16 protein-coding genes are annotated in these 21,508 nt (G+C 71.3%); 10 read left to right on the top strand and 6 right to left on the bottom strand.

What is annotated here, in order from left to right:
- The first annotated feature begins 38 nt into the window (after positions 1-38).
- From MTR79_RS08200 to MTR79_RS08220, 5 genes are all read left to right on the top strand, one after another.
- The gene (locus MTR79_RS08200) at positions 39-797 is read left to right on the top strand and encodes an NUDIX hydrolase (RefSeq protein ID WP_048456236.1); all 759 of its coding nucleotides are present in this window, start codon (positions 39-41) and stop codon (positions 795-797) included.
- A gap of 106 nt (positions 798-903) precedes the next feature.
- On the top strand, positions 904-3,051 hold the full coding sequence (locus MTR79_RS08205; RefSeq protein ID WP_244789635.1) for an ATP-binding cassette domain-containing protein: 2,148 nt from the start codon (positions 904-906) through the stop codon (positions 3,049-3,051).
- A 173-nt stretch (positions 3,052-3,224) separates the two neighbouring features.
- On the top strand, positions 3,225-4,106 hold the full coding sequence (locus MTR79_RS08210; protein WP_063837940.1) for an FCD domain-containing protein: 882 nt from the start codon (positions 3,225-3,227) through the stop codon (positions 4,104-4,106).
- 428 nt (positions 4,107-4,534) lie between these two features.
- Positions 4,535-6,061 (top strand): RNA polymerase sigma factor, encoded by a 1,527-nt coding sequence (locus tag MTR79_RS08215; protein ID WP_244789636.1) that lies wholly within the window; start codon positions 4,535-4,537, stop codon positions 6,059-6,061.
- 157 nt (positions 6,062-6,218) lie between these two features.
- The gene (locus tag MTR79_RS08220) at positions 6,219-7,061 is read left to right on the top strand and encodes a serine protease (protein WP_086705245.1); all 843 of its coding nucleotides are present in this window, start codon (positions 6,219-6,221) and stop codon (positions 7,059-7,061) included.
- A 743-nt stretch (positions 7,062-7,804) separates the two neighbouring features.
- On the opposite strand, the gene MTR79_RS08225 is transcribed toward MTR79_RS08220, so the two are convergent.
- Positions 7,805-8,032, bottom strand: a complete 228-nt coding sequence (locus MTR79_RS08225; RefSeq protein ID WP_048456232.1) for a hypothetical protein — start codon at positions 8,030-8,032, stop codon at positions 7,805-7,807.
- Positions 8,033-8,471: 439 nt separating this feature from the next.
- Between MTR79_RS08225 and MTR79_RS08230 the strand changes: the two genes are divergently transcribed.
- The 3 genes from MTR79_RS08230 to MTR79_RS08240 all read left to right on the top strand — a co-directional run bounded on the left by MTR79_RS08230 (position 8,472) and on the right by MTR79_RS08240 (position 12,799).
- Positions 8,472-10,598, top strand: coding sequence for a DNA topoisomerase IV subunit B (locus MTR79_RS08230; RefSeq protein ID WP_086704858.1), 2,127 nt, complete (start codon positions 8,472-8,474; stop codon positions 10,596-10,598).
- A gap of 147 nt (positions 10,599-10,745) precedes the next feature.
- Positions 10,746-11,210 carry a DUF485 domain-containing protein gene (locus MTR79_RS08235; RefSeq protein WP_199214459.1) on the top strand — a complete coding sequence of 155 codons (465 nt, stop codon included), beginning with the start codon at positions 10,746-10,748 and terminating at the stop codon, positions 11,208-11,210.
- Positions 11,207-12,799 carry a cation acetate symporter gene (locus MTR79_RS08240; protein WP_244789637.1) on the top strand — a complete coding sequence of 531 codons (1,593 nt, stop codon included), beginning with the start codon at positions 11,207-11,209 and terminating at the stop codon, positions 12,797-12,799. The genes MTR79_RS08235 and MTR79_RS08240 overlap by 4 nt, the downstream gene beginning before the upstream one ends.
- Before the next feature lie 89 nt (positions 12,800-12,888).
- Here the strand turns inward: MTR79_RS08240 and MTR79_RS08245 are convergent, their stop codons facing one another.
- From MTR79_RS08245 to MTR79_RS08255, 3 genes are all read right to left on the bottom strand, one after another.
- Entirely contained in the window at positions 12,889-13,569 is a 681-nt protein-coding gene (locus tag MTR79_RS08245) for a response regulator (protein WP_244789638.1), read from the bottom strand.
- On the bottom strand, positions 13,566-15,239 hold the full coding sequence (locus tag MTR79_RS08250; protein WP_189365608.1) for a sensor histidine kinase: 1,674 nt from the start codon (positions 15,237-15,239) through the stop codon (positions 13,566-13,568). The genes MTR79_RS08245 and MTR79_RS08250 overlap by 4 nt, the downstream gene beginning before the upstream one ends.
- A 74-nt stretch (positions 15,240-15,313) precedes the next feature.
- Positions 15,314-16,255, bottom strand: a complete 942-nt coding sequence (locus MTR79_RS08255) for a sucrase ferredoxin (RefSeq protein ID WP_244789639.1) — start codon at positions 16,253-16,255, stop codon at positions 15,314-15,316.
- A 395-nt stretch (positions 16,256-16,650) separates the two neighbouring features.
- Here MTR79_RS08255 and MTR79_RS08260 point away from each other — a divergent pair, with 395 nt between their 5' ends.
- Complete coding sequence (locus MTR79_RS08260; protein ID WP_199204894.1) at positions 16,651-16,890, top strand: hypothetical protein; 240 nt, start codon at positions 16,651-16,653, stop codon at positions 16,888-16,890.
- 1 nt (position 16,891) lies between these two features.
- Here MTR79_RS08260 and MTR79_RS08265 read toward each other — a convergent pair whose 3' ends face one another.
- On the bottom strand, positions 16,892-17,449 hold the full coding sequence (locus MTR79_RS08265; RefSeq protein ID WP_244789640.1) for a DUF6082 family protein: 558 nt from the start codon (positions 17,447-17,449) through the stop codon (positions 16,892-16,894).
- Positions 17,450-17,768: 319 nt separating this feature from the next.
- On the opposite strand from MTR79_RS08265, the gene MTR79_RS08270 reads away from it, so the two are divergent.
- A complete protein-coding gene (locus MTR79_RS08270) occupies positions 17,769-18,824 on the top strand; it encodes a GTP-binding protein (RefSeq protein ID WP_244789641.1) in 1,056 nt (351 codons plus the stop codon).
- Here the strand turns inward: MTR79_RS08270 and MTR79_RS08275 are convergent.
- Positions 18,821-21,274, bottom strand: coding sequence for a DNA topoisomerase IV subunit A (locus MTR79_RS08275; protein ID WP_086704920.1), 2,454 nt, complete (start codon positions 21,272-21,274; stop codon positions 18,821-18,823). The two genes, MTR79_RS08270 and MTR79_RS08275, sit on opposite strands and share 4 nt — an antisense overlap.
- Between the last annotated feature and the right edge of the window lie 234 nt (positions 21,275-21,508).

Raw genomic sequence — 21,508 nt, forward strand, 5'->3', positions numbered from 1 at the left:
GGAGTGTTTATCGTCAGGCAGACGACTATGATCGCCGCATGCCCTACGACCCGTCAGCCTTTCCGCCTTTCGCCGTCACCGTGGACCTGGTCGTGCTCACCGTGCGACGTCACGCCCTGTGTGCACTGGCGGTGCGCAGGGGAGAGTCCCCGTTCCAGGGGCGCTGGGCGCTCCCCGGAGGGTTCGTGCGGGCCGATGAGGACCTGGCGCAGGCGGCGGCGCGGGAGCTGGCCGAGGAGACGGGACTGCGGGTTCATGATCCGGCCGTCCCGGCCCAGGACCACGGCGCCCATCTCGAGCAGCTGGCCACGTACGGGGACCCCAAGCGAGACCCGCGCATGCGGGTGGTCAGCGTCGCGCACCTCGCGCTCGCCCCGGACCTGCCGGCGCCTCGGGCGGGCGGCGACGCCAGCAACGCGCGCTGGGCGCCGGTGGACGAACTGCTCGAGCAGGGCGGTTACGGCAGGGACGGCGAGCCGGTGGCGCCGCTCGCCTTCGACCACGCGCAGATCCTCTCGGACGGGGTCGAGCGCGCCCGCTCGAAGATCGAGTACTCCTCGCTGGCGACGGCGTTCTGCCCGCCGGAGTTCACCGTCGGTGAGCTGCGCCGGGTCTACGAGGCGGTCTGGGGCGTGGCGCTCGACCCCCGTAACTTCCACCGCAAGGTGACGGGCACCCCGGGCTTCCTGGTGCCCACCGGCGGCACCACCACCCGGCAGGGCGGCCGTCCCGCCCAGCTCTTCCGGGCCGGCGGCGCCACCCTGCTCAACCCGCCCATGCTGCGCCCCGAGGTCTGACACGGGAGAGGGGCGGTTCCGGGACGCGTTCCCGGACCGTTCTCCTGCCGTGCGACGGGCCCCGTGGTGCCCGAAAAACCCGTTATGGCGCGCTATCTTGCATCGGGTGATCGAGGCCATCGGACTGACCAGCATCCCCCGCAAAGAGCAGCCGCCCGCCGTCGACAACGTCTCCTTCGAAGCGCACACGGGCCGCGTCACCGCGTTGCTCGGAGCACCGGGCGCCGGAAAGACGACGGCGTTGAGGCTGATGCTCGAACTGCAACGCGGGCGTGGGATCACCTACTTCAGAGGCCGCCCCCTGCACGGCATCCCGCACCCCGCGCACGAGGTCGGTGTGCTGCTGGGCGACGTGCCGGGGCACCCTGCCCGCTCGGTCCGCGGACATCTCCGCATGCTGTGCGCGGCCTCCGGGGTCCCGGCCCGGCGCGCTGACGAAGTACTCGAAGCGGTGGGCCTGGTGAGCCTGCGCGACGAACGCCTCGGCACCCTGTCCCGCGGTTTGGACCGCCGCCTGGGCCTGGCCTGCGCCCTCCTGCCGGACCCGCACACCCTCGTGCTCGACGACCCCGCGCGAGGGCTCGCGGTGGGGGAGAGGCGCTGGCTGTACGACATGCTGCGGGAACACGCGGCGCAGGGCGGGACGGTGCTGTGCAGCACGGCCGATCCCAAGGAGGCGGCGCGGTTCGCCGATCACGTGGTCACGTTGGACGGCGGCCGGGTCGTCGCCGACCAGCGGGCCGCCGACTTCGCCCGCACGCGGTTGCGCCCGCGCGTCGTCGTCCGCAGCCCGCACGCCGCTCGCCTCTCCGTGCTGCTCGCCCAGCGGGCCCGTTCCACGCAGCGGTCCGTGGAGGTCGTACGGGAGGGCGGCAACCGCCTCTGCGTCTACGGAAGTACCTGCGCCGAGGTGGGGGAGACGGCCTTCCGGAACGGAATCGTCGTTCATCAACTGGCGGACGAGGTCGGGGACATGGGCCCAGGGGTCGGTGCAGGGGCTGAAACCTCGACGGCGCAGGAGCCCCAGCCCTCGTCGGCTGCGATCGACTCACAGACCGGTCCCGACCCGGAGCCCGAAGCCGCGGCAGCCCTCGACCCCAGCCCCGAGCCGAAATTCGCACCCCCCGCTCCCGGCTCCGAGCTGGAACCTCAAACCCTCGCCCCCGGCTCCGGCCCCGAGCCGGAATTCGCGCCCCCCGCCCTCGACTGCGGCCCCGAGCCGGAATTCGCGCCCCCCGCCCCCGGCTCCAGCCCCGAGCCGGAAGCCGCACCCCCCGCCCCCGACTACGGGCCCGAACCGGAACCCTCGGCCCCCGCAGCCGCAGCCGTACCCGCACCCGAGGCCGTCCCCGCCGCGTCAACCACGCTCGAGCCACCCCAGGAAGCGCCCGCCGACGACACCCCTCAGGCAGCACCTTCACAACAACTCACCACCCCCCGCCCCACCACCGTCGCTCTCCCGCCCCCCGTTCTCGTCCGTCCCGCGCCCACCCCTCTGCGGCCGGTCCGCTACGAGATCCGGCGGGCCGCAGGGGTGGCCACGGGGTACATCGTCGGGGCCTGTGTCCTCGCCGTGTCCGCCCTCACCGCCGTGTTGCTGGCCCGTATCGGCCACACCCCGCAGCCGCGGCTGCTGGCCGCCTGGCCCGCGGAGTTGCCGCTGCCGCCCGCCGCGCTCGGGGCGGGGCTGCTCGGCGCACTGGCGTTCGGCGACGAATTTCGCCACCCCGCGCTCGCGGTGGACAGGGGCACCGTTCCCCGAAGGCTGGGCTTGCTGACCGCGAAGCTCTTCGTCGCCTCGCTGACCGCCCTCGCCCTGGCCGTGCTGACGGTCGGATGCACCGCGGAAGTGCTGTATCTCGTCTACGGGAGCGAGCTCGTGGCGCTCCCGGCGGACTGGCCCGCTCTCACCGCCGGGTGGCTCGCCCTCGTCACGGGCTGCGCGTGGGCGGGGGTGCTGGCCGCGGGCGTCTTCCGGTCCACCACCGCCGGTCTCGCCGCGGTCGTCGCCGTGCCGCTTCTCGTCGTACCCGCCGTGCACAAGATGACGGAGGGCACTTCGGCGCGCGGTCCGGTGCCGTTCGCCGGGCGGTTGAAGGGCGGGCTGCCGCCGCGCTGGCCCTTCGGGGGCGAGCAGCAACTGGAGGCGCTGCTGCGGTTGCTGGCCCAACCCGTGGGCGGTGCCATGGCGTTGTCGGTGCTGGCACTCCTGTGCGCGTACGCGTTCACGGGTCTGCGAAGCCGAGTCCGATGACGTCCGATGGCGACCGAGTTTGCGCTTCTCGGACTCTCCCTGATCGCAACTCCCCGTGAAAGGCTCATTTCTTTCCGATAAGGCGTCAATTGCGACGAGGTGAGCGATCACCCTTTCGTGTGCTTTTCACCAAAGACCTCAAGGGAGTTGGAACCGACGCCGACAAAAGATGCGTGAGTACCCTTGCGCACACCATGATGACCGCCGCCCGCTCCGCCGACTCCGGCCTCGCGACCCCGGGCGAACTCGACCGCTACCCCTACGCGGAGGCGCCCGGCACCGACCGGGGCACCGGATGGGACACGGCGGAGCCGGATCTGGGCCGCGTGGGCCGGCGGACCGCGGGCAGCCGCGGACGCGGGCTGCACGGACAACTCGTCCAGCAGCTGGGACAGATGATCGTCTCCGGTGACCTGGGCGCCGACCGCCCGCTGGTGCCCGAGGAGATCGGCCAGCGTTTCGAGGTGTCCCGTACCGTCGTCCGAGAGTCGCTCCGCGTCCTGGAGGCCAAGGGCCTGGTCAGTGCCCGGCCGAACGTGGGCACGCGGGTGCGCCCGGTCAGCGACTGGAACCTCCTCGACCCGGACATCATCGAGTGGCGGGCCTACGGGCCGCAGCGGGACGACCAGCGCCGGGAGCTGAGCGAGCTGCGCTGGACGATCGAGCCGCTCGCCGCGCGCCTGGCGGCCGGGCACGGCCGGGAGGATGTCCAGCAGCGGCTGACCGACATGGTGGGGATCATGGGGCACGCCCTCGGACAGGGCGACGCCCTGACCTTCGCCCGGGCCGACAACGAGTTCCACTCCCTGCTCATCCAGGTCGCCGGCAACCGCATGCTGGAGCACCTGTCCGGGATCGTGTCCGCCGCGCTCCAGGTGTCGGGAGGCCCGGTCACCGGCTGTGAGCGGCCGAACGAGACCTCGCTGGCCCACCATGCCCGGATCGTGGACGCCCTCGCCGGCGGCGACGGCGCCGCGGCCGAGGCGGCCATGCGGCAACTTCTCACGGTCCACCCCGAGGTGGAGCGCGTGGTGCCCGCACCGCGCGAGCACTGACCGCATTTCCCCGACGGCGCGGTCCGGCCTGCCATCCCCCTCCTGTGGCAGAGTCGCGCCCGTGGGCCGTCCCCCGTCGGACCCCGCGGAGCCGTCGACGGTTCCGCGGGGTCCGACGGTACGAAAGGCCCGCTTCGGCCCCGGGGCGGCGACCGCATCGACCCTGGTGCACACTTCTGTCATCGTCTGCCAGGTTTTGACTGGTTACGGGGTGTGACTCGGGCCACGCGGAATGGGCGTAACGCTCCTGGGAAGAACGCGATGACCTAAGAGGTGACAGCCGCGGAGGGAATACGGACGCCGTTCATGGCGCTGTGCATCTTCCCGGCCCCCGCCCGCACCGTCGGCCCATCCCCAAGCCGGCGGTCGGCCCCTGTCCACTGTGGACGGAGCCGGAAGCCGTTTTCCAACGTTCCGAGAGGTTGTTCGTGTCGGCCAGCACATCCCGTACGCTCCCGCCGGAGATCGCCGAGTCCGTCTCTGTCATGGCGCTCATCGAGCGGGGAAAGGCTGAGGGGCAGATCGCCGGCGATGACGTGCGTCGGGCCTTCGAAGCTGACCAGATTCCGGCCACTCAGTGGAAGAACGTACTGCGCAGCCTCAACCAGATCCTCGAGGAAGAGGGTGTGACGCTGATGGTCAGTGCCGCAGAGCCCAAGCGCACCCGAAAGAGCGTCGCAGCGAAGAGTCCCGCCAAGCGCACCGCCACCAAGACCGTGGCGGCCAAGACGGCGCATCCCCGGAAGGCCGCCGCCGCGTCCGCGGCCCCGGCCGCCGACGAAGCCGCCGAGGAGGAGGCGGCGCCCGCGAAGAAGGCGGCCGCCAAGAAGACCACCGCCAAGAAGACGGCGGCGAAGAAGACCACGGCCAAGAAGACCGCCGCGAAGAAGACCACCGCCAAGAAGGACGACGCCGAGCTGGCCGACGAGGAGGTCCTCGAGGAGCCCAAGGCCGCGGACGAGCCCGAGGGCACCGAGAACGCCGGCTTCGTGCTGTCCGACGAGGACGAGGACGACGCGCCGGCCCAGCAGGTCGCCGCCGCGGGCGCCACCGCCGACCCGGTCAAGGACTACCTCAAGCAGATCGGCAAGGTCCCCCTGCTCAACGCCGAGCAGGAGGTCGAGCTCGCCAAGCGCATCGAGGCGGGCCTGTTCGCCGAGGACAAGCTGGCGAACGCCGACAAGCTGGCGCCGAAGCTGAAGCGCGAGCTGGAGATCATCGCGGAGGACGGCCGCCGGGCCAAGAACCACCTGCTGGAGGCCAACCTCCGACTGGTGGTCTCCCTGGCCAAGCGCTACACCGGCCGCGGCATGCTGTTCCTGGACCTCATCCAGGAGGGCAACCTCGGTCTGATCCGCGCGGTCGAGAAGTTCGACTACACCAAGGGCTACAAGTTCTCCACGTACGCCACCTGGTGGATCCGACAGGCGATCACCCGCGCCATGGCCGACCAGGCCCGCACCATCCGTATCCCGGTGCACATGGTCGAGGTCATCAACAAGCTCGCGCGCGTCCAGCGCCAGATGCTCCAGGACCTGGGCCGCGAGCCCACCCCGGAGGAGCTGGCCAAGGAGCTCGACATGACCCCGGAGAAGGTCATCGAGGTCCAGAAGTACGGCCGGGAGCCCATCTCCCTGCACACCCCGCTGGGCGAGGACGGCGACAGCGAGTTCGGTGACCTCATCGAGGACTCCGAGGCCGTCGTCCCGGCCGACGCCGTCAGCTTCACGCTGCTGCAGGAGCAGCTGCACTCCGTGCTCGACACCCTGTCGGAGCGCGAGGCGGGCGTCGTCTCGATGCGGTTCGGTCTCACCGACGGTCAGCCGAAGACCCTCGACGAGATCGGCAAGGTGTACGGCGTCACGCGTGAGCGGATCCGTCAGATCGAGTCGAAGACCATGTCGAAGCTGCGTCACCCGTCGCGTTCGCAGGTGCTGCGCGACTACCTCGACTAGGACGTCGCCCCCGCCGCGACGCCTGTCACGCGCCGCCGTCCGTGAAGGCCCGGCCCCCTTCGGAGGGGCCGGGCCTTCACGCTGTCGCGCGGGTGCGTGCGGTGACCACTTCCCTCACTGTGGGTGTCCAAGGTTCACCCCAGTGTGAGGAGCGTGCATGCGACGTCGACTTGCCAGGGCCCTGGCCCGGCCGCTGACCCTCGTGGCCGCGGGGACCGTCATACCACTGGCCTCGGCCGCTCCGGTGGCCGCCGACAGCATCGTCGTCGGCGGCTTCCCCGTCGATGTGAGGCAGAGCCCGTACACCGTGGCGCTCTCCAGTCGTGACCGGTTCGGCGGTACGCGGGCGGGGCAGTTCTGCGGAGGTGTGGCGGTCGGACGGACCACCGTGCTCACAGCCGCCCACTGCATGGACCGGGAGGTGCTCGGCGCCTCCCCGGAGCGGGTGCGGGACCTCAAGGTCATAGCCGGGCGGACCGAGCTGCTCTCGGAAAGCGGCCAGGAGGTCTCCGTACGCGAGGTCTGGGTGAACCCGGACTACGACGGCGACACCAACTCCGGCGACTTCGCCGTGCTCAGCCTGGCCGAGCCGCTCCCCGCCGCCTCGGTCATAGGCATGGCCGGGCCCGGCGACCCGGCGTACCGCGCGGGCACGCCCGCCACGGTCTACGGCTGGGGGGACACCACCGGCTCCGGCAGCTACGCAGGCAGCCTGCACGGGGCGCGGGTGCGGGTGCAGCCCGACGCCCTGTGCGAGAAGGCGTACTCCGGGGGCTCCAACGGCACCTACCGCGCCGAGACGATGCTGTGCGCGGGCGAGGTGGCCGGGGGCCGGGACGCGTGCCAGGGCGACAGCGGGGGGCCGCTGGTCGCCCAGGGGCGGCTCATAGGCCTCGTCTCCTGGGGGGCCGGCTGCGGCTGGGCGGGCAGCCCGGGGGTCTACACCCGCATCGCGGACGTCCTTGACACACTGGGGTGGCCTGCGACGGCACAGGGCTGAGAGAGGGCGCCGTCTGCCGCTGTGGGGCTTGGACGGCGTCGCCCCTCCTGGTCCCCCGGTGGGCACGGCGCGGCGCGTGTGAGCGGCATCTGTGGCACCCGGGGAGCCATCCGCCGCCGGAGGCCGCGCCCGATGACATCAGGGGCCCCGCCCGACCACATACGGCATGATCCCGACTCCGGTCCAAGGCACGCGCCGCGGATCAGACGCTGAGGACCGGCCGCGCAGGCGGGCCTGCGGGTCGGTGTCGCGGGGCCCGCGAACTCAGGAACGCGGGCGCTGAGGGCTGGCCGCGCAGGCGGGCCTGCGGGTCGGTGTCGCGGGGCCCGCGAACTCAGGAACGCGGGCGCTGAGGGGCAGCCGCGCAGGCGTGTCCGCGGGTCGGAGTCGCAGGGCCCGCGAACTCAGGAACGCCGGCACTGAGGGGCAGCCGCGCAGGCGTGTCCGCGGGTCGGTGTCGCGGGGCCCGCGAACTCAGAAGCGCCGGCGCCTAGGGGCAGCCACGCAGGCGGGCCCGCGGGTCGGTGTCGCAGAGCCCGCAGGCTCAGCAAAGCGCTTCTGCCCGCACCGCAGGCGCGTCCGACGGCCCCCCACGCCCCGGCGCGTAACGCCCCCACACCCTCACCGCAGCGGCAGCGGCAGCGGCAGCGCGCACGCAGACGGGCGGCGTCCTCCGTAGGGAGAGGACGCCGCCCGTCCGCCGGCCTGTGCCGGGCTGGCTGCTCGTCGTCGGACGTGAAGTCTCAGCGCTCCTCGTCAGGAGTGGCCTTCGGAGCGGTCAGCCGCTCCGTCTCGTCCTGTATCTCAGCGGCGATCTTCTTGAGTTCCGGCTCGAACTTGCGACCGTGGTGGGCGCAGAAGAGCAGTTCTCCACCGCTCAGCAGGACGACGCGCAGGTAAGCCTGGGCGCCGCAGCGGTCGCAGCGATCGGCGGCCGTCAGCGGGCTCGCGGGGGTCAGAACAGTAGTCACGTCGCCTCTTCTCTAGCTCGACGAGCTGTCGTACCAGGGTCAACATCCAACCAGCCCCAAAACGTTCCCGCTCGAGGCTTTTCCTCGAAAAAAATCTCCGAGGCGGCCGGCTGCTGCCGGTTGGCGGCGAATGTGCCGTAGTGCGTGTCTCTGTGTCGTACGGATTCGCGTCGTATCGGTGGTCGGCCCTCCCGGCTGGGTTGCCGGTTGTTCATGAGGACGTGCCCGGAGCCTAAATGGTTCATGCCTCGATGGGAACGTGATGTGTGCTTCACTCCATCGAGGGATCGAACACCCATGCGACTCTCGACTAGGGTGGGACCGAGACGAGGGTGGCGTTACAACGGCTCTACCAGGCCTCGGTACCCTCTCACCGGTGAACCAAGCCGCGCCCTTACCCACGAGGGCCCCATCTGAAATTCAGCGAGGAGCGAACCGCGTGACCGCCGAGACGTCCGTGCCGTCGTCCACAGCGCTGCTGGCAGGAGCAGACCGGGACGGTTCCAACTACACCGCGCGGCACCTGCTCGTCCTCGAGGGGCTCGAGGCCGTGCGCAAGCGCCCCGGTATGTACATCGGGTCCACGGACAGCCGTGGCCTGATGCACTGCCTCTGGGAGATCATCGACAACGCCGTGGACGAGGCCCTCGGCGGCTACTGCGACCGCATCGACGTCGTCCTCCACGACGACGGCTCGGTGGAGGTCAGGGACAACGGCCGCGGCATCCCGGTCGACGTCGAGCCCAAGACCGGCCTCTCCGGTGTCGAGGTCGTGATGACCAAGCTGCACGCCGGCGGCAAGTTCGGCGGCGGTTCCTACGCCGCCTCCGGCGGTCTGCACGGCGTCGGCGCCTCCGTGGTGAACGCGCTCTCCGCGCGTCTCGACGTGGAGGTCGACCGCGGGAGCCACACCCACGCGATCAGCTTCCGCCGCGGTGTCCCCGGCGCCTTCTCCGCCCTCGGTCCGGACGCGAAATTCGAGGCCAAGAGCGGCCTGCGCAAGGTCAAGAAGATCCCGAAGACCCGCAGCGGCACCCGCGTGCGCTACTGGGCCGACCGCCAGATCTTCCTCAAGGACGCCAAGCTCAACCTGGACACCCTGCACGCGCGCGCCCGGCAGACCGCCTTCCTGGTGCCCGGCCTGACCATCGTCGTTCGCGACGAGTACGGGCTCGGCGAGGGTGGCAGCAAGGGTGAGGAGTCCTTCCGCTTCGACGGCGGCATCTCCGAGTTCTGCGAGTTCCTCGCCTCCGACCGGCCGATCTGCGACACGCTCCGCTTCACCGGGCAGGGCTCCTTCAAGGAGACGGTCCCGGTCCTCGACGAGCACGGTCAGATGACGCCCACCGAGGTCACCCGTGAGCTCGGCGTCGACGTGGCGCTGCGCTGGGGCACCGGGTACGAGACGACCGTCAAGTCGTTCGTCAACATCATCGCCACCCCGAAGGGCGGCACCCACGTCGCGGGCTTCGATCAGGCCGTCGCCAAGACGATGAACGAGGTCCTGCGTACCAAGAAGATGCTGCGCGTGGCCGAGGACGACGTCGTGAAGGACGACGCCCTCGAAGGTCTCACCGCGGTGGTCACGGTCCGCCTTGCCGAGCCTCAGTTCGAAGGGCAGACCAAGGAGGTGCTCGGCACCTCCGCGGCCCGCCGCATCGTGAACAACGTGGTGTCCAAGGAGCTCAAGGCGTTCCTGACCTCCACCAAGCGGGACGCCGCCCAGCAGGCCCGCGTGGTCATGGAGAAGGTCGTCGCCGCGGCCCGTACGCGTATCGCGGCCCGTCAGCACAAGGACGCGCAGCGCCGCAAGACGGCCCTGGAGTCCTCCTCGCTGCCCGCCAAGCTCGCCGACTGCCGCAGCGACGACGTCGACCGCAGCGAGCTGTTCATCGTCGAGGGCGACTCCGCGCTCGGCACGGCGAAGCTCGCGCGGAACTCCGAGTTCCAGGCGTTGCTGCCGATCCGCGGCAAGATCCTCAACGTGCAGAAGTCGTCCGTCACGGACATGCTCAAGAACGCCGAGTGCGGCGCGATCATCCAGGTCATAGGAGCCGGGTCCGGCCGGACCTTCGACATCGACGCGGCGCGCTACGGCAAGATCATCATGATGACCGACGCCGATGTGGACGGCTCCCACATCCGCACGCTGCTCCTGACCCTGTTCCACCGCTACATGCGGCCCATGGTCGAGGCCGGCCGGGTCTTCGCCGCGGTGCCGCCGTTGCACCGGATCGAGATCGTCCAGCCCAAGAAGGGCCAGGACAAGTACGTGTACACGTACTCGGACCGGGAGCTGCGGGACCGGCTCATGGAGCTGCAGAGCAAGGGCATCCGATACAAGGACTCGATCCAGCGCTACAAGGGCCTCGGCGAGATGGACGCCGACCAGCTGGCAGAGACCACGATGGACCCGCGTCACCGCACCCTGCGCCGGATCAACCTCACCGACCTCGAGGCCGCCGAGCAGGTCTTCGACCTCCTCATGGGTAACGACGTCGCGCCGCGCAAGGAGTTCATCTCCAGTTCCGCGGCCACGCTGGACCGCTCCCGCATCGACGCGTAGGAGCACCGAGCCCGAGAGGCGCCGTTCCGGACCGGGGCGGCGCCCCTGAGCCGTCCTCCCGGGCCTCCGCACACCCCGGTCACCTGATGGGGTGAAGCAGTACGGGAAGAAGCGTCAGGGAACTTCCCGTTCTGTCCATCCTTGGGCATGCAGCGAAGCAATGCGGGGGACGTGACCTACGACGATCCCTGGTACGACGCCCTGGCCTCGGGCTGGGGCGAATCGGCCGCGGCCGTGGCCCTGCCGCCGGCCCGGCCCGAACCGGAGGCCGCACCCTCGGCGGCGGCCGACATCTACCTCGAGGTGCAGCGCAGCGCGGCCTTCCAGGAAGTACGCCGCCGCTACCGGCGGTTCGTGGTCCCCGGAGCCGTCGCCTTTCTTCTCTGGTACGTCGCGTACGTCGTCACCGCCACCACCGTCCCCGGACTGATGGCGCGCCCCGTCGCGGGCGCGGTGAACGTCGGGATGCTCGCCGGTCTCGGCCAGTTCCTCACCACCTTCCTGCTCACCTGGGCCTACGTCCGCCACGCCCGGCTGCGGCGCGACCGCGCGGCGCTCGAACTGCGCTGGGACACCCAGGAGCTGACGCGAGGCAGAGGCGGCGCGTCATGACGACCGACCACCGCACCACCGCCCTGCTGCTGTTCAGCACGTTCGTCGCCGTCACCCTGATCATCACCACCTGGGTGAGCCGCCACCGCCAGGGCTCCGCCGAGGAGTTCTACGCGGGCAACCGTCTCTTCTCGCCGATGGAGAATGGTTTTGCCCTCGCCGGCGACTACATGTCGGCCGCCTCCTTCCTCGGTGTCTCCGGACTCATCGCCCTCGTCGGCTACGACGGCATGCTCTACTCGGTGGGCTTCCTCGTGGCCTGGCTGGTGGTGCTCTTCCTGGTCGCCGAACTGGTCCGTAACTGCGGCCGGTTCACGCTCGCCGACGTGGTCGCCGCCCGGATGCGGGAGCGGCCGGTGCGCATCGCCGCCGGCACCTCCTCCGTCGCCGTGTCCGTGCTGTACCTGGTGGCGCAGATGGTCGGCGCGGGAAGCCTCGTCGCGCTGCTCCTCGGCGGCACCGGCGAGGCCGTGCAGGCCTGGACCGTGGTCGGCGTCGGCGCCCTCATGGTGATCTACGTGTCGCTCGGCGGCATGCGCGCGACCACCTGGATCCAGATCGTGAAGGCGGTCCTGCTGCTCGGCGGCACCATCACCCTGACCGTCCTCGTCCTGCTGCGTTTCCACGGCGACGTCAACCGCCTGCTGCACACCGCCGCCGAACGCAGCGGCCACGGCGACGCGTTCCTCGCCCCCGGCCTCGCCTACGGCGGAGACTGGACCGCCCGCTTCGATTTCATCAGCCTCGGACTCGCCCTGGTACTCGGCACGGCGGGTCTGCCGCACATCCTGTCCCGCTTCTACACCGTCCCCACCGCGCGCGCCGCCCGGCGGTCAGTGGTCTGGGCGATCGGACTCATCGGCGGCTTCTACCTGATGACCATCGTGCTCGGCTTCGGCGCCGCCGCACTCATCGGCCCGTACGCCGTGCGCGCCTCGCACGCGTCGGGCAACACGGCAGTGCCGCTGCTCGCGCTCGACCTGGGCGGCGGCGCCGGCACCACCGGCGGCACGGTCCTCTTCGCGGTCGTCGCCGCCGTCGCCTTCGCCACCATCCTCGCCGTGGTCGCCGGGATCACGCTGGCCTCCTCGGCGTCCGTCGCCCACGACCTGTACGCCTCCCTGCGCCGCCCCGGCGGCAAGCCCCGCAGCGAGGTGGCCGTCGCGCGCGTCGCCGCCGTCGGCATCGGAGTCGTCGCGATCGCCCTCGGCCTGCTGGCCCGCGACCTCAACGTCGCGTTCCTCGTCGGCCTGGCCTTCGCCGTCGCCGCCTCCGCCAACCTGCCCGTGCTGCTCTACTCGCTGTTCTGGCGCGGCTTCACGACCCGCGGCGCCGTGTGGTCCGTCTACGGCGGTCTGATCCCGGCGGTGGTGCTGGTGATGCTGTCTCCGGTGGTGTCCGGAAGCCCCGACTCCCTGTTCCCCGGTGCCGACTTCCAGCTCTTCCCGCTGCAGAACCCGGGACTGGTCTCGATCCCGCTGGGCTTCCTCGCCGGCTGGCTCGGCACGGTCACCTCCACCGAGGTCCCCGACGAGGCCCGCCACGCCGAGACCGAGGTGCGCTCACTTACGGGCGCGGGCGCGGCCTGAAGGACGGGGCGGCCGCCCGGAGACGGACGGCGCCGGCATCCGTAGGGAAGAGGGGCACGGTTCCTTCCCCCGCCCCCACGGGCCGTGCCTCAGGCGCGGGTCGCCCACACGTAACGGTGTTCCGGGCGGCCCGCGTCCCCGTACCGCAGGGTCAGCGTGGCCCGTCCCGTGCGCTCCAGCAGCTTGAGATAGCGCTGGGCGGTCTGACGGCTCACCCCGGTGCGTTCGGCGATCTCCTGAGCCGACAGCGGCTCTTCGGCGGCCGTCAGAGCCCGCCGTACGAGGTACGCCGTGGTGGGGGAGTGCCCCTTGGGCAGTTGCGGCTCGGTCGCCTCCGACAGCGCGCCGAAGATCCGGTCCACCTCCGCCTGCTCCGCCTCACCACCGCCGTCCAGCGTGCGGCGCAGCCGCGCGTACGCCTCCAGCTTGCCCCGCAGCCCCGCGAACGCGAACGGCTTGACCAGGTACTGCAGCGCGCCGTGCCGCATCGCCGCCTGCACCGTCGCCACGTCCCGGGCCGCCGTCACCATGATCACGTCGGCCTGGTGGCCGCGTCGCCGCATCTCCCGGACGACGTCCAGACCCGTCTCGTCCGGCAGGTAGTGGTCCATGAGGACGAGGTCCACCTGGGGCAGCGCCTCCACCCGCTCCAGCGCCTCGGCCCCGCTGTGCGCCGGACGTACGGCGTGGAAGCCGGGCACCTTGTCGACATAGGCCGCGTTGACCCGCGCCACCCGGACGTCGTCGTCCACGACCAGGACCTCGATCACCGCGCCTCCCCAAGTTCGGCGGCCTGGGAGGGGGCGTCCGTGAAGGCGGCCGACGGCCCCGGCTCGCTCAGCGCCTCCGGCAGGACGACCGTGAACTCGGCGCCCCCGCCCGGCGCCTCGCCCACACGCGCGTCGCCCCCGTGCCGGTGCGCGAGCCGGCGCACCAGCGGCAGCCCGATGCCCCGCTCACGGTGGCCGGGCGGCTCCTTGGTGGACCAGCCCTCGGTGAAGATCAGCTCCCGCCGCTCGGGCGGCACACCGGGACCGGTGTCCCGCACCACGAGCACCGCCGTGCGGCCCTCCGCACGCAACTCGACCTCCACGCGCGCGTCGGGCGTGCCGGCGACGGCGTCCAGCGCGTTGTCCACGAGGTTGCCCACGACGGTCACCAGCCCGCGCGGGTCGACCAGCCGGTCCGGCAGACGGGACCGGTCCGACAGCCGCAGCGCCGCCCCGCGCTCGGCCGCCACCGTCGCCTTGCCCACCAGCAGCGCCGCCAGCAGCGGATCCCGGATCCTCTCGGTGACCTGCTCCGACGTCGCCCGGTGGTCGCCCACCACCTCGCCGACGAACTCCACCGCGTCCTCGTACATCTCCAGCTCCAGCAGCCCCAGCAGGGTGTGCATACGGTTCGCGTGCTCGTGGTCCTGGGCGCGCAGCGCGTCGATCAGCCCGCGCGTGGAATCGAGCTCCCGGCCCAGCTGGTCCAGCTCGGTCCGGTCGCGCAGGGTCGCCACGGCGCCGCCGTCGTCGGTCGGCATACGGTTCGCGACCAGCACCCGCTGCCCCCGGACCGTGAGCAGGTCGGTACCGGTCACCCGCCCCGCCAGCACGTCGGCCGTGCGGCCCGCGCCCAGCGCCTCGTCCGGTGAGCTGCCGACGGCCTCCTCACCGATGCCCAGCAGCCGCTGCGCCTCGTCGTTCAGCAGGCGGACGCGCCCGTCGCGGTCAAGGGCCACGACGCCCTCCCGGATGCCGTGCAGCATCGCCTCGCGCTCCGCGAGCAGCGCGGCGATGTCGGAGAAGGCCAGGTCACGGGTCTGCCGCTGGACCCGCCGGGAGATCAGCCAGGCCGCGAGCGCACCCACCGCCAGGGCGCCGCCCGCGTAGGCGAGCAGCCCCGGGATGGCGTGGATCAGCCGCGCGCGGACGCTGTCGTATGCGATGCCGACGGAGACCGCGCCGATCACCTCGCCGTCGGCGTCCCGCAGCGGGACCTTGCCGCGCGCGGAGCGGCCCAGGGTGCCCTCGTCGATCTCCATGACCTCACGGCCGGCCAGCGCCTCGCCGGGGTCGGTGGACACCAGGCCGCCGATCCGCTCGGGGTCGGTGTGCGACCAGCGCACGCCCCTGTGGTCCAGCACCACCACGTACTCCGCGCCGGTGGCCTGCCGGATCCGCTCCGCCTCCCGCTGCACCGGCCCGTCGGGCGTGGGCTCCGTGGCGCGCAGGTCCTCGGCGATCTGCGGCTGCTGCGCGGTGGTCTGCGCGATCGCGAGGGCGCGGCGCATCGCCTGGTCGTCGAGCTGCTCGCCGAGCGGCGCGAGGAACAGTCCGGTCGCCAGGACGGCGACGCCCGCCGCGATCGCCACCTGCATCAGCAGGACCTGGGAGAACACCCGCCGCGGCAGGCCGAGGCGCAGACGGCGAGCGGGGGTCGTGGGGGTCATGCCCCGACGGTACGTGGGGGAGGCGGGGACGCCGTAGGGGGTGTGACGTGCTTCTCCCGCGCTTCTCCCGGCGGTCAGCCGGCGAGGCTCGCCGGGGTGAGGGCACGGACGTCGAGCACGTCCATCCGTGCGGGCGAGCCGAGCGCCGAGCCGCAGCTCTCGGGGCGGGGCGGCCGGGACGCGCCCTGGGCGACCTCGACGCGCCACCGTCGCCCGTCCACGTGGGCGACGGTCACCTCCCAGTGGGGCGCCTCGCCCTCGGTCCGTACGACGCTCAGCACCTGCGCGGCGTCCTCGCGCACGGCGCGCCGCACGGCCAGCTCGGCCGCCTGGCCGGGCCGCTCCCACGCGGAGCAGCCCCGGCAGCCCTCGGTGACGACGCGGCCCTCCTGCACGCCGTGCAGCACCTCCTTGACGGCGTGCGCCTCCGCTCGCCCGTACGCGTAGCCGTACGGCAGCACCAGCACGGTGGGGGAGAAGCGGTGACCGCCGAGGTGGGTGACCTCCCAGACGCCGTCGACGCCGGAGGAGGCCAGCTCGGCCGCGAGGGGCCTGCCGAGCAGGGCGCAGCAGCGGTCGCGCTTGCCGTTGGTGCAGACGAGGGCGAGGGGGTCGCCGGCGTGGGGTGCGCCGCCCAGCACCGCGTCGAAGCCTGCGGCCTCGCCGCGGCCGAGTGCCGTGAGGTCGAGGTCGAGCAGAGGGGCGGGGTCGGTCGTGGTCGCGGAGTGCAGCCAGACGTTGCCCGGGACGGTGTGGGCGACGTACACGCGGCGCGTGGCGGGCATACGGCTGTCCGCGTGGCGTCCGGGACGCCGGATGAGGGCGATGCGTACGCCGGTGCCCTTGGCGGCGGCCTCCAGGGCGCGGCCCAGGGCGGGGTCGAGATGGCTGGACGTGAGCGCCTTGGCCCCCCACGGGCCGGGCTGCTCCAGCAGAAGCCAGGTCCGCGCGGTGGCCGCGGTCCCCGCGACGGGCTCGTCGAGCTCGCGGGAGACGGTAGAGCACGTGCTACTCACACAGGTGAGCCTAACCTGAGTTGCACTCCGGTGCCTTCTTGGCCCACCCGCACTTGCGCCGCCCGCAGGCAGAGCGTGAAACGTGACGAACTCCAAGAACGGGGCCATCATCGATTCTTCGCTTACTCATCACTCTTGGGGATCATTCCTCAGTCCTCGAGTGCCTTCACGCCTTCGGGTGATAGGAATGCCGCAAGCTATCGCGTCTGCTGCGGTGCTCACGGTTTCCGTGTGCCTGTTGCAGTGCTTGCTGCCCGTGTACGTCCGATGCGGTACAGACGGCTCCGGTGGCGCGTGCCAGCGTTCTTGTGGCGAGGTGGACCTGCGAAGATACGCTCGCGCGTTGCGTGGCAGCGGGCGCTGGTGCTCGCGCCAAGAGAAAACAGAGGAACACAGTGAGTCAGATCGTTCGCCGTCTCGGCGTCGCTCCGCGTTTTCGAGGCAGTGCCACTGCGGCCACCTGCCCCGATCTCTTCGAGTTGGCGGATGGGAACTTCGCCGTCATCGGTACGGACGTCACTGATTCATTGGACTCACAACTACCTGCAGACGCGGCGCGTGCCGATTACGAGCGCATCGTTGTGATCACCAGGGAGACCCTGATCAAGGCGAAGCCCGACATTCCTGACGCATAGGTCACGCGTCGGTGGGTGGATCGCCAACCACCCACCATTCTTCGGTGTCCGCATCGTCCAACTGGAACAGCCAGTCGTCGATCAGCTGGCCAAGCTCTGCCTCTTCCGTTCCCTTCAAACTGGCGCGGTGTGGGCGTGTGGCCTCCCAGTAGTCCCGGACGATCGGGTTCTGAAACATGCCCCGGGCGTGCTTGAAGAACTCCTCCCGGGTGAGGTTGCCGATGCGGTGGTAGCAAAGCAGGTTGGTGTACAGCGCGTTGGCGAACAGGTACTGACGGTGCTTCTGTATGGTGAGCGGCTGATCGTACAGATCCAGCACCTCGGCCAGTTCAGGGTCGTCGATCGCCTTGCTCAGCAACTCCCAGTGCTGCCGCTGCTGCATGGCCAGGTTGGCCCGCTGCTGATTGCCGGCCTGTTCTTCCAGACGCTCAAGGCGCCGATTGATCGCGTCCAACGCGTTCCGCTGCGCTGCCACCGCAGCGATTACCCCTGCAACCATCCCCAGGCCGGCTGCGGTGGCGGAGTGCAGCCCCCGCGACCCCACGCTCATTGTGCCCATGTCAAATACCCCCGATCAGGCCGCCGTCCGCCGGTCGTCGGGTGGTGGGTCGACTTCAGGGAACCGGCGAGCGGTGGGCGGCGCTTGCCGCCTTCCAGGGTGCCGAGCGGCTCTGATCGGCGGGAAGGCGGAGAGGAGGCGCACAGAGGGAAGCGAGGGTCGCACAGTCCGGCGCCTTGCCAGACGTCTGCCCCGCGGATGCTGCTAACAATCGTTCACTTCGGGGTCGTTACGGGTACTCGTATCCTGGACCGTCAGTCGTTCGTCCGTGCGCACGCCGTCAGCGAGCCGGTGTGCGCTCAGGTGTGAGAGGGGTCGTGTGTCGGAGCGGAGCAGCGGGCGGCAGATTCCGGTGGTCGTGCTGGCCGGATTCCTCGGCTCGGGAAAGACCACCCTGCTCAACCACCTCCTCCACCGCAGCGGCGGCAGCCGCATCGGCGCGCTCGTGAACGATTTCGGGGCCGTCGAGATCGACGCCATGGCGGTCGCGGGCGCACTGGGGGACTCGACCGTCTCGCTCGGCAACGGATGCCTCTGCTGCGCCGTCGACGCCAGTGAGCTCGACGAGTACCTCGAGCGGCTCGCCCGCCCCTCCGCCGGCATCGACGTCATCGTCATCGAGGCGAGCGGCCTGGCCGAACCGCAGGAGCTCGTCCGTATGGTGCTCGCCAGCGAGCTGCCGAACATCGTGTACGGCGGCCTCGTCGAGGTCGTGGACGCCGCCGAGTTCGACGAGACCCGGGCCGCGCACCCCGGCATCGACCGGCACCTCGCGCTCGCCGACCTCGTGGTCGTGAACAAGATCGACCGGGTGGACGACCCGGAGCCCGTGCTGAAGACGGTCGGGGACCTCGTCGACCGCGCGGCCGTGGTGCCCGCCACGCACGGCCGGGTCGACCCCGAGTTCCTCTTCGACTGCCGGCCGAGCGAGGAGCGCATCGGGCAGCTGTCCTTCGACGACCTCCACCGGGACGACCAGGAGCACGACGCGCACCCCCATCTGCACGCCGGGTACGACACCCTCTCCTTCGTGTCCGGGCGCCCGCTCGACCCCCGGCGTCTCATCGCCTTCCTCGACAGCAGGCCCCCCGGTCTGTACCGCATCAAGGGGTACGTCGACTTCGGCCCGTACGACGTACGGAACCGGTACGCCGTGCACGCCGTCGGCCGCTTCCTGCGCTTCTACCCGGAGCCCTGGCCGGCCGGCGCCGGGCGGGCGACGCAGCTCGTGCTGATCGGAGCCGGCCTCGACACCGGCGCCCTGCGCGCCGAGCTGGAGCGATGTGTGAGCGACGGAGCCCCACACACCGACGACGAGGCCGGCATGTGGGGCGTCCTGCGCTACGTCCAGGAGACCGAGGACCCCGCGGCCTAGACCGGCCCCGCCACCACGGCGACCGTCCTGCCCAGGGACACGCCCGAGCCGTCGCGGCGCGGGTCGGTCTCCGGGAGGTCCACCGCCGCGCCGTTCTTCTGCGCCGCACGCGCCGGGGCGGGACCCGCCCAGGCCAGGGACAGGCAGTCCTCGCCCTTCAGGAACCGCTGGCAGCGCACGCCGCCGGTGGCCCGGCCCTTGCGCGGGTACTGGTCGAACGGGGTCAGCTTGGCCGTCGTCTGGACGGAGTCGTCCAGCGTGCCGCGCGAGCCCGCGACGGTGAACACCACGGCGTCCGCCGCCGGGTCGACCGCCGTGAAGCTGATGACCTTCGCGCCCTCACCGAGCTTGACGCCGGTCATGCCGCCCGCCGGACGTCCCTGCGGACGCACGATGGAGGCCGGGAAGCGCAGCAGCTGCGCGTCGTCGGTGATGAAGACGAGGTCCTCCTCGCCCGTGCGGAGTTCGGTCGCGCCGACGATCCGGTCGCCCTCCTTGAGGGCGATGACCTCCAGCTCCTCCTTGTTGGAGGGGTAGTCGGGCACCACACGCTTGACCACGCCCTGCCGGGTGCCGATCGCCAGGCCCGGCGAGGACTCGTCGAGCGTGGTCAGGCACACCACCTCCTCGTCGTCCTCCAGGGACACGAACTCCGCGAGCGGCGCGCCGCCCGACAGGTTCGGCACCGGCATCGACTCGGGCAGCTGGGGCAGGTCGATCACGTTGACCCGGAGCAGCCGGCCCGTCGAGGTGACCACGCCGATCTCGCCGCGCGCGGTCGCCGGGACGGCCGAGACGATCACGTCGTGCTTGACGCGCTTTCCGCCGGAGGTGTCGGCGAGCGGCCGGTCGTCGGCGGTCCGCGCCAGCAGTCCTGTGGACGACAGGAGCACGCGGCACGGGGTGTCCGCCACCTGAAGCGGCACCGCGGCCGGGGCGCCGGCCGACTCCAGCAGCATCGTGCGCCGCTCGTTGCCGAACTTCTTCGCCACCGCGGCCAGTTCGGACGAGACCAGCTTGCGCAGCTCCGCGTCCGACTCCAGGATCCGGGTCAGCTCCTCGATCTCCGCGTTCAGCCGGTCCTTCTCGGCCTCCAGCTCGATCCGGTCGTACTTGGTGAGGCGGCGCAGCGGGGTGTCCAGGATGTACTGCGTCTGGATGTCGCTCAGCGAGAAGTGCTCGATGAGCCGCTGCTTGGCCTGCGCCGAGTTCTCACTGGAGCGGATCAGGCGGATGACCTCGTCGATGTCGAGCAGGGCCGTGAGCAGTCCCTCGACCAGGTGCAGCCGGTCGCGCTTCTTGCCGCGGCGGAACTCCGAGCGGCGGCGCACCACGGTGAAGCGGTGGTCCAGGTAGACCTCGAGCAGCTCCTTGAGGCCGAGCGTGAGGGGCTGGCCGTCCACCAGCGCCACGTTGTTGATGCCGAAGGACTCCTCCATCGGCGTCAGCTTGTACAGCTGCTCCAGCACGGCCTCCGGCACGAAGCCGTTCTTGATCTCGATGACCAGGCGCAGGCCGTGCTCGCGGTCGGTGAGGTCCTTGACGTCGGCGATGCCCTGGAGCTTCTTGGAGCCCACCAGGTCCTTGATCTTGGCGATCACCTTCTCCGGGCCGACCGTGAACGGCAGCTCGGTGACGACCAGGCCCTTGCGGCGCGCGGTCACGTCCTCCACGGTCACCGTCGCGCGGATCTTGAACGTGCCGCGGCCGGTCTCGTACGCGTCCCGGATGCCGTTGAGGCCGACGATCCGGCCGCCCGTGGGCAGGTCGGGGCCCGGCACGTGCTTCATCAGGGCGTCGAGGTCGGCGTTCGGGTACCGGATCAGGTGCCGCGCGGCGGCGACGACCTCACGCAGGTTGTGCGGCGGCATGTTGGTGGCCATGCCGACGGCGATGCCCGAGGCGCCGTTCACCAGGAGGTTGGGGAACGCGGCGGGCAGGGCGACCGGTTCCTGCTCCTGGCCGTCGTAGTTGGGCGCGAAGTCGACCGTGTCCTCGTCGATGGACTCGGTCATCAGGCTCGTGGCCTCGGCCATGCGGCACTCGGTGTACCGCATCGCGGCGGGCGGGTCGTCGTTGCCCAGCGAGCCGAAGTTGCCGTGGCCGTCCACCAGGGGCAGGCGCATGGAGAACGGCTGCGCCATGCGGACCAGGGCGTCGTAGATCGACGCGTCGCCGTGCGGGTGCAGCTTTCCCATCACCTCGCCCACCACGCGCGCGCACTTGACGTAGCCGCGCTCGGGGCGCAGGCCCATCTCGTTCATCTGGTAGACGATGCGGCGGTGCACCGGCTTCAGACCGTCACGCGCGTCGGGCAGGGCGCGGGAGTAGATGACCGAGTACGCGTACTCGAGGAAGGAGCCCTGCATCTCGTCGACGACGTCGATGTCGAGGATCTTCTCCTCGTACGGGTCGTCGGGCGGCGGGGTCTTCGTGCTGCGGCGGGCCATCGCTGCCGGCTCCTTGCTGAAGCGTGGGACGGGATCTGACGCGGACCATTGTGGACCTTCGCACTGACAGGGCGGGACCAGGACCCGGGTCCTGCCGACCGGTTCGGCGCGGTACGGCGGCGCGAGCAGGCTACGCGGCTCCGTCGCCGCGCACTGCGCGGGGTCGCTCCGCGGACGGCGTCCACCCCTCCGCGCGCCCGCCCCGCGACCGGCGTGGCCCCTCTCGTGCGTACG

This window comes from Streptomyces sp. BJ20 (assembly GCF_022869105.1).
GTDB classification, from domain to species: Bacteria; Actinomycetota; Actinomycetes; order Streptomycetales; family Streptomycetaceae; genus Streptomyces; species Streptomyces griseoincarnatus.